The organism is Clostridium sp. AM22-11AC (assembly GCF_003473545.1).
GTDB lineage: Bacteria > Bacillota > Clostridia > Lachnospirales > Lachnospiraceae > Enterocloster.
This window is the reverse complement of sequence record NZ_QUCM01000001.1, coordinates 123,701-136,349: the sequence shown is the minus strand read 5'-3', so window position 1 is coordinate 136,349 and position 12,649 is coordinate 123,701. Positions and strand designations below refer to the sequence as shown.

The following is a 12,649-nucleotide window of genomic DNA, read 5'->3' as shown; positions in this document are numbered from 1 at the left end:
TTATACCGTCGTTTTCAGTATATGAGAAGGCACTTTTATTTTATGACAGCTTTTTTATCTGTATTTTTTAAATCTCAAATCCACGGACTTTCAGATAATTTTTAATGGTTTCCACAGCACCGTCTGTTCCAATGGCTGCTGTATTGATCATCAGGTCGTAATTTTCCGGAAATTCCCATTCTTTTCCTGTATAATAGCGGAAGTAATCACGGCGCTCCCTGTCGATGCGCTTGATATTTTTCTTTGCATCTTTTGCTGCGTAATATTCTTTTTCAATGGTGCGTTTTTCCCTGAAATCCATATCCGCATAGATAAATACACGTACCAGACCTTCCATGCCCTCTAAAACGTAATCTGCGCAGCGACCCATGATAATGCAGTCTTCTTCAGCTGCCAGTTTGCGGATCACCTCTGACTGGAAGCGGAACAGGTTGTCCGCAGATGTCAGGTCAGAACCAAAAGAGGGAGCTCCTTTTTCAGGAGTCAGGCTCTTGATGATCTTATAAAGCAGCTTATTTCCGGCTTTTTCGTCAGCCATATAGTAATAGCTTTCCTTGATGCCGCTTTCATCTGAGTTCATGCGCAGAATGTTCTTGTCATAAAAATCCAGTCCAAGTTCCTGGGCCAGTTTGGTTCCTACTTCGCAGCCGCCGCTGCCAAATTGTCTTCCGATGGTAATGACCAGTCTTTTTCCGTCTTTCATATGCCTGCCTCCCATTTTATTGTATTAGATGCATTTAGTATAGCATATGGAAGAGGCAAAAAACGTGTTTTTCTGTTAATTTGACAAAAAACTAATATTCTTAAGAAAACTTAGGCGTTATTTTTTGTATTTAATACCCCTGCTTCACATATTACAAAATCAATGGTCCGGTCGTGGGCCTCCATTGGGATCTCATCACACATAAGGGCAGTGCGGCAGAGGACTGCCTGGGTACCGGTGATCTGTTGTAAATACCGGTCATAATATCCGCCGCCGTATCCCAATCTTTCTCCTTTCATGCTGCAGGAAAGGCAGGGGATCAGTGCCAGATGGATGGCTTTCGGTGAGATTTTTTCACAGCCTTCTTTTGGCTCCAAAATTCCGTATTTTCCAGGTTCTAAGTCATCAAAAGAACGGATCTTATATACTTCCATAATGCCTTTGCTGATACATTTCGGTACACCCACCTGTTTTCCTCTTTTTAGAAGATCTTCCAGTACAGGCCTGGTATTGATCTCATCTTCTGTGCCTACAAAACAGAAAACAGTTTCAGCTTTTTGGTATACATCCCAGGAGGTGATGGCTTTAAAAATGGCAGTATCACTGGAACGGCAGGTATCCGGATCAAGAGCGTTCCTTTTTTCTTTTAATATTTTCCGGAGTTCTTTTTTCTGCAAGTCTAATGGTCTGTTCATAGTTGGTTTCCTTTCAGAATAGAATTTTTTAAAATGAAATTCAGTTATACAAAATAATCGCCATACTGTTCCCGTAAAAACCGGGTCAGTTCTCCTTCCGATTTTCCGGCTGCTTCCACAACAAAGCTGCTGGTCAGGAAACGGTGGGTCTGAGGAGAAAATCCTTTTTCCAGCAGGTGGTTAATGTCTGTATCCTTTACAAAAAAGTTCATACGGATCACAGGAAGTTTCCGGTTGTGAAGAATGTTGTAGATACGGGTGGAAAAGCAGAAAATATAATCGTATTCCAGCTGTTCCAACTGGTGGATCTCGTTGATATTTAAGGTGCTGATCCACTGAAAGGAGATATGTTCCCGCAGCTGTTCTAAAAAGAAGCTGACACGTTCAAAGTTAATGCTGGTCATAACAATGATCCGTTTTCTGTTTCTGGAAACGGTCTGGTTTCTTAAAATATGTTTCTGGAAAATAAGGGTCAACGTGGATAAATGTTCATCCAGAAACGTAAAGCCATAGGCAGCTTTAAAAATAATACTGTAACGCTTTAACTGCTCATATAAAACAGGAAAATGTCCTTTTGTATCCTCTACGGTCTTATCTACAAAAGTGCAGTGGAAATGGTCCAGATTGATCTCACGGTAGAAGTAGGCATATAGTTCCCTTAAAAATTCATCCTGGACCGGAAAGGGAGAAGGAAGTTCGCTTACGATCTGTTCTGTGAAATTTTCCGTTGCCTGCCAGAGCCTTGGATCAAAAGGAAGTTTTAAAGGCTGGGCGAAATTTAACATACTTAAGGCAACATTATAAAGCCGGTTCTGCCGGGGAGAGTCTGTAAAATGGATGTTTAAAGGAGCCAAAGGCAGTTTGTAAGAGTAGGCAGATGTATCTTTTACAGTCCGTGTTTTCATAATACAGATAAAAAGCAGCAGGAATTTTTTGGAGGGATAATTTAGGGACCAGCCTGTTTCTGAGAGAAAACGGGAAAGAATTTCGGTTGCTTCCTGAAAACTGCAGGAGAGATATTCCGTTGCCAGCTCATAGGTCTGCTTCTCCAGAGGCGTATTTGCAAAACGGGCAAGTACCTTATTTTCTGATGTAAATTCAAACAGAGGATGGAGGATGTCAATGACCAGAAAACGCAGCTGGAGCTCATCGCCCTGAATAGAAAGCCCTTTTTTCTTTTTTGTCACCAGTTCCAGGCCATAGCGCGTTAAAAATTGCCGCAGCAGTGCTGTGTCCTGTTTTTTCGTAGTAAGGGAAAGACCCCATTGTTCATAAAGCTTGGATGAGTTTACATAATTTTGAAAAAAGATGGCAGTGATCATCACCCGGATCCGTTCATCAGAGGAGCTGAGATAATCCTTTTGGTCCAGGTTGCGGATAAAGGAAACCAGGTCTTCATAGCTGATGCAGCTGTAGCAGATACTTTTTTCAATCCGGACCATAGGTTCACTGGAGTAAAGATTGATCTGTTCAATGGTACGGCGGATAGAACTTTCATTTTTCTGAAAATGCAGGGCTGTTTTGCTTAAGGGGATCATCTGCCGTTTCTGGATGTAGCGCAGCAGGGTCAGGTCATTATAACTTAAACTCATTTCATTCCTCCCAGAGTATATTCCCATGTTTTTGCAGGTACGTAATCTTAATACCATTATAAAATAAAGGTAAGTAAATGCAAGAATATATTGGATATTTTTTGCCTTGAAGCGTCTGTGTAAATCTGACATAATGAGGATAGTTCACAAGGCGCCTGAGAATAAAAAGTGACAAGTTATATCTTCTGTATGAAAGAAAAATTACAGATAATGCACAAAAGAATGTTTTGTGCGTGTATGGAGGGAAAACAGAATGAATAAGACAAAATCAAGTTGGAAGGATGGGATCCAGACCTTCGGACGTTCTCTGCTGCTGCCTATCGCTCTTCTTGCACCCATTGGTATGGTCATGGGTATCTGCAGTGCAATGACACAGTCCTATATGATCGCAAAATTTCCATTTTTAGGAAATGAAATAGTAAAGCTGATCTTTTCCAGTTTGCAGACGATCACCAATATCGTATTTAACAATATTCCCCTTCTGTTTGCTATGGGTGTTGCCCAGGGAATGGCAAAGAAGGAAAAAGGAATCGCTGTATTTGCAGCAACCGTTGGTTATCTGACGTTAAATGTTGTAATGAGCGTATATTTAAAAGCAACCGGTACTTTAGCTGATCCTGCTGTTGCAGCACAGGTAGGACAGGGTACAGTTCTTGGAATTCAGACTTTAAAGATCGAAGCTATGGGTGGTCTGATCGCCGGATTGGTAGCTGCTAAGGTTGCAGATAAGTTTTACCGTTTGGAACTTCCGTTGGCATTTGCATTCTTCGGCGGAAAGAAATCCATCCCGATCATCACATTTGCCTGCATGATCCCCATCGGCCTTGTTGTACCGATCATCTGGAATGCACTGACCAGCTTCCTGATCAGCATTTCTTTCATCTTCACAACACCATACATTGGAAGTGCTATTTATTATGCATTAAATCGTGCACTGATCCCATTTGGTCTGCACCATGTACTTGCTTCCCTGGTACGTTTCACAGAGGCAGGCGGTACTTATATGATCAATGGACAGGAATTTGTAGGTATCTTAAATGCAACCAATGAGATCCTGTTTAACTTAGGACCTGACAGCGAATACTGGAGCCAGCTGATGCCAACATTAACCAGCTACCTTGGCGGTGCCCAGATGTTAACCACTCTGTTCCGTGTTCCGGCCATCGGACTTGCTATGTATCACACTGCTTATGCTAAGAACAAAAAGATCGCAAAGGGTGTTATCCTTACCTGCTGCCTGACTGCATTTTTAGGAAATATCACAGAGCCTCTGGAATTCTCCTTCCTGTTTATTTCACCGGCACTGTTTGTACTTTACTGTGTAATGTGTGGTATTGGCCTGCTGCCTTACCAGCTGTTCCATATCTGTATCGGTTATATCCGCGGAACTATTTTTGATTTTGGTATTTTCGGACTTCTGTACGAACATACACAGTGGATCTACCTGGTTCTGTTAGGTGCTGTAAACTTTGTTGTATTCTATTTTGTATTCAAATGGTTTATTGTAAAATTCGGACTGGAGACTCCAGGAAGAGAGGAATTTGAAGTAGAAGAATCAGCAAGCCAGCTGTTAAAAGAAAAGAACTGGCCAGCCATCGCAGCTCTTGTAGTAGAAGGACTTGGCGGAAAAGAGAACATTGTAAATGTTGAGAACTGTATTTCACGTCTGAGAGTGGATCTGAAGGATCCGAAGAAGGTAGATCAGGTCAAGATCAAAGACTCCGGCTGTGCAGGTATTTTCTTCCCGTCAGAAAAGCATATCCATGTAGTATTTGGACCTCATGTAGAGTTTGTACGCCATGCTGTAGATGACCTGCTGAAAAAATAAGAGGTGAAAAAATGAGAGCTTTATATGATTCAAAAAGCAAGCTGGATGACAGAGGCATCAAATATCTTTTAAGCGAAGAGAACAAATATAAAACCTGGCTGAAAGTGGAAGGGGCGCTTGCCCTTTCCCAGGCCAAAGAAGGTTTTATCCCGAAAGAAGCAGCAGAAGAGATCGCGTCTGTTCCTTTTGAGACCCTTGATCTGGAAGAAATGGAAAAGATCAAGGCAAAGGTGGGACATGGTTTTGTTCCATTTGTGAAAGTGCTGGTAAAAGCCTGCAAGGGAGAGGGAAAGAAATACGTTCATTATGGTGTGACTACCCAGAATATCCAGCAGACCTCCCAGCTTTACATTACCAGACAGGTAACAGAGATCTATAAAAGTTTTCTGGCTGATATTTTAAAGAACCTGGCAGCCCTGGCAAGGGATAATGCAGATGCAGTTATGCCCGGAAGGACCCATGGAAAACATGCCATTCCTATTACCTATGGATACAAGGTGTCTGTATGGATCAGTGAACTGCTTACAGGCCTTGAAAGGCTGGAAGAAGCAGAAAAAAGGATCTTTACGGTTATGATGGGCGGTGCTGTAGGCGGCTTTAACGCTACCGGCCTTACAGGACGTAAAGTCCAGGATGATGTGGCAGAACTGCTTTCCATGAGTTCCATGGAAGTTCCAAGCCGCAATATGACCCAGATGAAGGTGGAATACCTGATGAACCTGTGCCTTTTATGCAATACCTTCCATAAAATGGCAGAGGAAGTGTATTACACTGGCATTGAGGAATTCGGGGAAGTCCATGAAGGATTTACACCTGGAACCATTGGAAGCTCTACCATGCCTCAGAAGATCAACCCGAAGTTAGCCAAGGGCATTATTGCCAATTCCCAGAAGCTTTATTCCCTTCCTGCAACCGGACTTTATTCCGGAGTCCGCATGTTTGAGGGAGACAGCAGTTCTTATATGCTTTTTGACGGACTGATGGAAGAGGGAATGGAACTGGCTACGGAAGTGATCATCCGCGCAGAGGAACTGACCCGTACTTTATATGTTAATAAAGAAAGACTTCTGAAAAATGCCAATATCAACAAGGGACTGGACAACAGCGAATACGTGATGATGAATGTAGCTGCAAAGTTAGGAAAAGACGCAGCCCATCAGCTTCTTTATGATAAGGCAATGAAAACAGAGCTGGAAGGAAAGAATTACCTTCAGGTGTTGTTAGATGATGAAGTTTTATCTTCTATGTTTACAAAGGAAGAGCTGGAAAAAATGATCGCTCCTTCCAGTTATACAGGAATTTGCAGCGTTCTTGCCAGGGAATTAGCAGATAAAGCGGAAGCCAAGGCAAAAATGATGACAGAGAAATAAAGAAATAAGATAAAGGAATAAAGATGGAATGCCGGATCTGACCGGCAGGATAGAAGGAGAAAAAATGGGATTATTTGGAAAAAAGAAAGTAGATTTTGTGTCCCCGGCAGGAGGCAGACTGATGAATATTACAGAAGTGGCAGATCCTGCCTTTTCTTCTAAAATGCTGGGTGATGGATTTGCTGTGGATCTGACAGACGGAGAGATCGGTGCGCCTTTTGACGGGGAAGTAACAGCTGCGTTTCCTACAGGACATGCTTTTGGCTTAAAGAGAAAAGACGGATTAGAGTGCCTGATCCATGTAGGAATGGACACAGTCCAGTTAAATGGCAAAGGCTTTGACGTTAAGGTAAAACAGGGCCAGATGGTAAAGAAGGGAGATACCCTGGTAGTTGTTGATCTGGATGAGGTACGTGCTGCCGGAAAATCACTGGTAACACCGGTTATCTTCACAGAGGGAACACCTGTGAAAATGTTAAAGAAGGATACACAGATCTCAAGGGGAGAAGAAGATATATTAAAGTTCTGATCAAAGAGAACCTATAAGCAGGAGGAGAAGTATGCGTAAACCACATATTATTACTATCGCGGGAGCAGGAAGCGCCCGCGTTCCTGCATTGGTGGGAACACTGGTGCAGTATAAAGAACGTTTTCCGGTATCTAAAATGATCTTTTATGATATTGACGGGGAACGTATGGGAAAGATGGAGGCCTATGACTGCCTGGTATTAAAATGTTTTTACCCGGAGTGTGATGTTGTATTTACAACGGATGAGGATGAAGCCTACAGCCATACAGATTTTATTTTCTGCCAGATGCGTGTAGGAAAAACAGAAATGCGCTCCCTGGATGAGAAAATTCCTCTTAAGTACGGTCTGATCGGACAGGAGACCTGCGGTCCGGGCGGATTTGCCTATGGAATGCGCTCTTTGGGAGCCATGAAACAGATGGTGGAAAAAGTACGTTCTTATTCCAAGGATACCTGGATCTTAAACTATACCAATCCGGCAGCTATCGTGGCCTTGGGACTGGACCAGATGTTCCCGGATGATAAGCGGATCTTAAATCTCTGCGATCAGCCATTTTCCATGATGAAAAGTTTTGCAAAGATCCTGGGAGTGCCTCAGGAGATCTTAAGGGCTAAATATTTTGGTTTAAACCATTTTGGATGGTTTACAGACCTGTATGGAACAGACGGAAAGAATTATTTTGACCAGTTAAGGACCTATCTGCGTGATCATGAATTTAAGCCTTATAATGCAGAGCAGAGATCCAAATCCTGGCTGGAGACCTATGTCCGTGTAAATAAATATATGCAGTATCTGGATGAGTACGTTCCAACTACCTATCTTCAGTATTACATGTTCCCGGATGAGATCGTAAAAGAAAGTGATCCTAACTATACCCGTGCAGATGAAGCAAAAGACTCCAGGGAAAAGGATGTATTTGAAACCTGCGCAAAGGCAGTAGGCAGAGATACCATGGATCCGTCAGAAATGCTTACAAACAGTGTGTTTGGAAATCTGATGGTGGAAGTGGCAGAGTCCATTGCCTATGACCTGAACAATGAATTTGTAGTCCTGGTGCGCAATGAAGGGATCATCCCCAACTTTGAAAGCAGGGCGATCATAGAAGTAGCGGGAACTATTGGAAAAGATGGTGCAAAGGGCTATCCTTATGGTGACATCGATCCTTATTATAAGGGACTGATGGAAGGACAGTATGCTTATGAACAGCTGACAGTAGAAGCATTCCGGGAAAAGAGTTATACGAAAGCCCTGAAAGCCCTGATCTTAAATCGATCTGTGATCGATCCTTCCAAGGCAGGAGCAGTTTTGGATGACCTGATGGAAGCCAACAAAGATTACTGGTATCTTACCTGATACAGAATGGAGTGACATGGTTCTTTATTCAAACTATATTGTACTGGAACACGGGATCTTTGAAGGGTTCCTGGAACTGGAAAATGGGAAGATAAAAGGGCTTTATGAAAAATGGCAGGGAGAATATAAAGATTATTCCGACAAGATCATTTTCCCCGGATTTATTGATATCCATGTTCACGGCTGGGCTACCGGTTCTTTTTGGTTTGAGAAAACACCCCAGTCTCTTCGGGAGATGTGTCGTACTCTGCCTTTTGCAGGTGTTACTTCTTATCTGGGAACCACAGGGGCAGATCCCATTGAGGAGATCAAGACCTGTATCCGGGCTGCTGATCAGGTCAGCGAAGAAGATCCTGAGGGAGCGCAGCTTTTAGGGGTTCATCTGGAAGGACCATTTATCAATCCTGTATACAAGGGAATGCAGAAAGAAGAATGTTGTCTGCTTCCGGATGTGACAGTGATGGAGGACCTTTATAATACCTTTAAAAATAAAAAACTGTGCCGCCATATGACCATAGCGCCGGAACGGCCGGGAGCAGATGCTGTTCTTAGATTTTGCCAGGAACACCAGATCCAGACAGCTGTGGGACACAGTGCAGCTACTTTTGAAGAGATCAAGAAAATGCGGGCCTATGGTCTTGGTGGATTTACCCATACATTCAGCGGAATGAAGGGATTTCACCACAGGGAACTTGGAACTGCAGGAGCAGCTTTGTATTTTGATGATATGATCTGTGAGTTTGCAAAGCAGACAGGAATGACGGTGTCCCATGAAGCTTTTGAACTGGCTTACAGGATCAAGGGAAGCAGCCGTATTGTGCTGACAACAGACTGCTGTGGTCTTGCCCAGACCCAAAGCTGTTTTGATCATTACGTAAGAAAGATCCGGTTTGTAAAAGACGGGGATCAGGTGTGCTTAGAGCACTATGACGGAAAGAAAGAATGGATCGATCCAAGGGATTATCAGGCAGTAAAACAGGTGGAGATGAGTTATGCCCAGTCGGTGAAAAATATGGCAGATCACACAAAAGTGGGGCTTTACGATATCATGTTGATGACCAGCTTCAATCCGGCTCATTATATCCATGCAGATGACTGCAAAGGCAGCATCCGGCCTGGAATGGACGCAGATCTGACTATCATGGATCAGAACCTGGATCTGATCTGCGTTTACTGTCGAGGAAAGGAAATACGGGAATGAAATGTGCAGTCAGTGATTTTGACAGAACCTTATATGTGGAACGGATGATCAGTGAAGAGGATAAGAATGCGGTTTTAAACTGGCAGAAGTCCGGAAATCTCTTTGTGATCGCCACAGGAAGGAATTTAGGGACCATAAAGCCTATTTTTGAGTCTTATGGCTTTTCGCCGGATCTTTGGATCTTAAATAATGGTGCCATGATCGCAGACAGGGATGGAAAGATTCTGTTTACAAAGCTGATCCCAAGGGAAACGGCATTAGCAGTATTGCGCTATCTGCAAAGTGTAAATGATGATGGAAGCGGTGTATCCCTTACAGACCGGAAAGTATGCCTCCTTTCTGAAAAAGGGACCAGTACCCAGAAAGCTTGTGATGGCGGAACGATCACAGCCGATCAGTTGGAAAGTCTGGATAATATTGTACAGATCCACAGAAGAAATCTGGACCTGAAGCATATAAAAGATCTTTGTAAAGACATTGAAGAGCGTTTTCCGAAAGTTTCTGCCTATGCAAATCTGTGGAATGGTGATATTGTAGCCAGAGGCGTAGATAAGGCAGTTGCTGTAAAATGGCTGAAAGAACATTTTCCGCAGATCGAAAAGATCCGTTGTATTGGAGACAGTGTCAATGATCTGGGAATGGTACGGGCCTACCAGGGAGCAGTTCCGGATGTAGCAGATCCCGAAATCAAAAAAGAGGCAACGCAGATCGTAAAGAGTGTAGCAGAGTTTCTTGAGAATTTTTAAATAAAGATCCTGATCAGAATTTCAGATCAAAGTTTAAACTAAAAAGCCGTTTCCGGGTTTGAAAGTAAAACCAGGGAAACGGCTTTTTGCTATGTTGTTTGTTATATTAGGAATACGTCACCGCCAGGTGACAGCTCCGTTGGAAACAGATCTTTATTTCGCTAACAGATTTTCTGCAACGACTTCCAGGTTCTTTCTGATGGCAATGTGCTGCGGGCATACAGACTCACATTTACCACACTTAATACACTGGTCAGCAGCTTTGCGTCCATGACCGCCTACCAGCCACTGTTCCTGATGAGCTGCCATTCCCTTATCTTTGTACAGGGTCAGGTAGTTCATAGCAGTGAAGGAGCCGGAGATACCGATATCCATTGGACAGACTTTTGCGCAGTAGTTACAGGTAGTACATGGGATCAGAGGGATGCGGGCTAATTCTTCCTGAGCCTTTTTAAGGGTATCTTTCTGAGCGTCAGTTAAGCCGGTGAAACTCTTCATATAAGAAAGGTTGTCAGCCATCTGTTCTACATTGCTCATACCGGAAAGGACAGTGATCACACCTTCCAGGTTGGCAGCAAAACGTACAGCCCAGGATGCTACGGAAGAGTCAGGTTCAGCAGTCTTTAAGATATCTGCAACAGACTCTGGAGGATTTGCCAACATTCCGCCTTTTACAGGTTCCATGATGATCACTGGTTTTCCGTGTTTTCTTGCTACTTCATAACATCTTCTGGACTGAACAGCCGGATTTTCCCAGTCAGCGTAGTTGATCTGCAGCTGTACAAATTCCATTTCAGGATGCTCTGTCAAGTTTCCGGTTTCTTTATGATATTTTTACCGTCCGGTCACTGCATCCAGGGAATTATCTGTATTAGAAGAGATAAAACGGATGCTCAGTTTATGAGGCAGGCATACGATGGGTTCCGGGCCATGGGAGTGGATCCCCTGTTTGACGCAGATCTGGTCTCTGCAGTCTGCTTCAATCACACCGATCCCTTTTGGGGAGATCTGGATGGTATTCTGTTCTCCAGGTTCTCCAAGGGTAAAGGTTTCCGTTTCCTTTACCGTACTTAAATCTACGGTGCGGATATCTTTTCCCTGGTAAGTGATAACGGCAACTGCAGCATCATTCTTTTGGTTTTGCCGGGCTGTCCAAAAACTGGCAAAAGCGGCACAAAGCAAAAGGACAATGACCAGAATAAGAGTCTTTTTATGGGATGGGTTCATTTTCATTCCTGTATCACCTCAACATTTCCGCCAGTAGTAACGCTGCAGTGGTCTGCAAGACCGGCGGTTACCATAACAGTACCATCCTCTTTCATCATGATCGCATCAAAGGTGTCTCTGTGTTTTTTCCAGAAACTGGAAGCCTCTTCCGGCCCCATGATAAAAAGAGAGGTGGAAAGGGCATCTGCCAGAGTTCCGTCAGCGCTGATAATGGTAACGGAGATCAGTCCGTTTTCAGCAGGATATCCGGTCCGTGGGTCAATGATATGGTGGTAGGTCTGTCCATTTTCCTCAAAATAGCGCTGATAGCCGCCTGAGGTGATCACTGCCTGGTCAGCTACTTCCACTACAGCAAAGGTAGAGTTCAGATCATGTGGATCCTGAATGCCTACGCGCCACATATTTCCGTCCGGTTTGTGTCCTAAAGCTTGTACGTTTCCACCAAGGGAGATAATGCCGCTGGTAACACCATTTTCACGGAAAATATCCATTACACGGGAAGAAGTAAAACCTTTGGCAATACCTCCAAGATCCAGGCGGACATCTTCGGGAATGGTTACCGTAGAATTTTCCAGATTTACCTGTTTATAATCCACGTGGGATAAAAGTTCCTCCAGTTCTTCTTCAGAAGGGATACGGAAATTCTGGGTGGTAAAGCCCCAGGCTTCCATAACCGGTTCAATGGTACAGTCAAACAATCCGTCTGTCATCTGGGAAAGTTCCAGGGAACGACTAAGAAGAGCATTTACATCTTCTGAAACAGTTCCTTCTTTATCTGCATTGATCCGGTAGATCTCTCCCTTTTCACTTGAAATGGATAACAGACTGTCCAGGCGGTTGATCTCAGAGACAGAAGCCTCTAAGGCAGCAGAGGCGTTGGGACCATAGGCAGTCAGGTTCATAACGGTATCCATAGCATAAAGCTCGCGGGAAAGGCTTTCGTCTGCTGCCAGATCTTTGCTTTCCTCCTGTTTTGAAGCGGAAGCTTCAGAAACAGAAGTTTTGGAGCCGGAAGAGGGAGCAGAAGCAGGATGGCAGGCCGATAAAGCCAGGCAGACAGTTGTAAGCAGAATCAGATTTCGTTTTTTCACAGGTTGCACCTCATATCAGTATGTTAATTACATCTAAATCATAGATTTAACAAAGGTTAGAAAATGCTAATCTTTCTGTGTCACATCTTAACATTGAGCAAAATGGTTGTCAATTCATTACTTTGCAGGGACAGATACTTTTGGAGTCTTTAAAAACGGGAAAATCTGACTTTTTTTTTCAACAACTTTCTAATGAGAAAAAAATAACAATAAAGAGGGGCTGAAACGGGGACGAAAGATTGACTTGTATTAATAAAAAGTTTATTTTTTTGTAAGAAAGTTAGTGATAGCTAACTAAAACAGGCATGTTTTT

Annotated in this window: 12 protein-coding genes; 6 read left to right on the top strand and 6 right to left on the bottom strand. The window is 43.4% G+C overall.

The annotated features are described in order from the left end of the window. Positions 1–67: 67 nt before the first annotated feature. The 3 genes from DW251_RS00635 to DW251_RS00625 all read right to left on the bottom strand — a co-directional run bounded on the left by DW251_RS00635 (position 68) and on the right by DW251_RS00625 (position 2,990). Positions 68–703, bottom strand: a complete 636-nt coding sequence (locus tag DW251_RS00635; RefSeq protein ID WP_021871142.1) for a cytidylate kinase-like family protein — start codon at positions 701–703, stop codon at positions 68–70. Between the two features lie 110 nt (positions 704–813). Further along, positions 814–1,398, bottom strand: a complete 585-nt coding sequence (locus DW251_RS00630) for a 5-formyltetrahydrofolate cyclo-ligase (protein ID WP_021871143.1) — start codon at positions 1,396–1,398, stop codon at positions 814–816. 44 nt (positions 1,399–1,442) lie between these two features. Beyond that, positions 1,443–2,990, bottom strand: a complete 1,548-nt coding sequence (locus DW251_RS00625) for a helix-turn-helix domain-containing protein (protein WP_182433551.1) — start codon at positions 2,988–2,990, stop codon at positions 1,443–1,445. A gap of 253 nt (positions 2,991–3,243) precedes the next feature. On the opposite strand from DW251_RS00625, the gene DW251_RS00620 reads away from it, so the two are divergent. The 6 genes from DW251_RS00620 to DW251_RS00595 all read left to right on the top strand — a co-directional run bounded on the left by DW251_RS00620 (position 3,244) and on the right by DW251_RS00595 (position 10,018). Beyond that, a complete protein-coding gene (locus DW251_RS00620) occupies positions 3,244–4,818 on the top strand; it encodes a PTS transporter subunit EIIC (protein ID WP_021871145.1) in 1,575 nt (524 codons plus the stop codon). Positions 4,819–4,829: 11 nt separating this feature from the next. Then, a complete protein-coding gene (locus DW251_RS00615; RefSeq protein ID WP_021871146.1) occupies positions 4,830–6,188 on the top strand; it encodes an adenylosuccinate lyase family protein in 1,359 nt (452 codons plus the stop codon). A 64-nt stretch (positions 6,189–6,252) separates the two neighbouring features. Then, entirely contained in the window at positions 6,253–6,717 is a 465-nt protein-coding gene (locus tag DW251_RS00610) for a PTS glucose transporter subunit IIA (protein WP_118300150.1), read from the top strand. 31 nt (positions 6,718–6,748) lie between these two features. Beyond that, the gene (locus DW251_RS00605) at positions 6,749–8,071 is read left to right on the top strand and encodes a hypothetical protein (RefSeq protein ID WP_021871148.1); all 1,323 of its coding nucleotides are present in this window, start codon (positions 6,749–6,751) and stop codon (positions 8,069–8,071) included. Positions 8,072–8,087: 16 nt separating this feature from the next. Next, positions 8,088–9,272, top strand: a complete 1,185-nt coding sequence (locus DW251_RS00600; protein ID WP_118299929.1) for an amidohydrolase family protein — start codon at positions 8,088–8,090, stop codon at positions 9,270–9,272. Further along, a complete protein-coding gene (locus DW251_RS00595; RefSeq protein WP_118299928.1) occupies positions 9,269–10,018 on the top strand; it encodes an HAD family hydrolase in 750 nt (249 codons plus the stop codon). The genes DW251_RS00600 and DW251_RS00595 overlap by 4 nt, the downstream gene beginning before the upstream one ends. Positions 10,019–10,171: 153 nt before the next feature. Here the strand turns inward: DW251_RS00595 and DW251_RS00590 are convergent, their stop codons facing one another. The 3 genes from DW251_RS00590 to DW251_RS00580 are packed head-to-tail and all read right to left on the bottom strand — an operon-like array spanning position 10,172 to position 12,336. Next, positions 10,172–10,828, bottom strand: a complete 657-nt coding sequence (locus tag DW251_RS00590; protein ID WP_279217480.1) for an aldo/keto reductase — start codon at positions 10,826–10,828, stop codon at positions 10,172–10,174. Between the two features lie 24 nt (positions 10,829–10,852). Continuing rightward, positions 10,853–11,251 (bottom strand): NusG domain II-containing protein, encoded by a 399-nt coding sequence (locus DW251_RS00585; RefSeq protein ID WP_118299927.1) that lies wholly within the window; start codon positions 11,249–11,251, stop codon positions 10,853–10,855. Continuing rightward, positions 11,248–12,336 (bottom strand): FAD:protein FMN transferase, encoded by a 1,089-nt coding sequence (locus tag DW251_RS00580; protein ID WP_118299926.1) that lies wholly within the window; start codon positions 12,334–12,336, stop codon positions 11,248–11,250. The genes DW251_RS00585 and DW251_RS00580 overlap by 4 nt, the downstream gene beginning before the upstream one ends. Between the last annotated feature and the right edge of the window lie 313 nt (positions 12,337–12,649).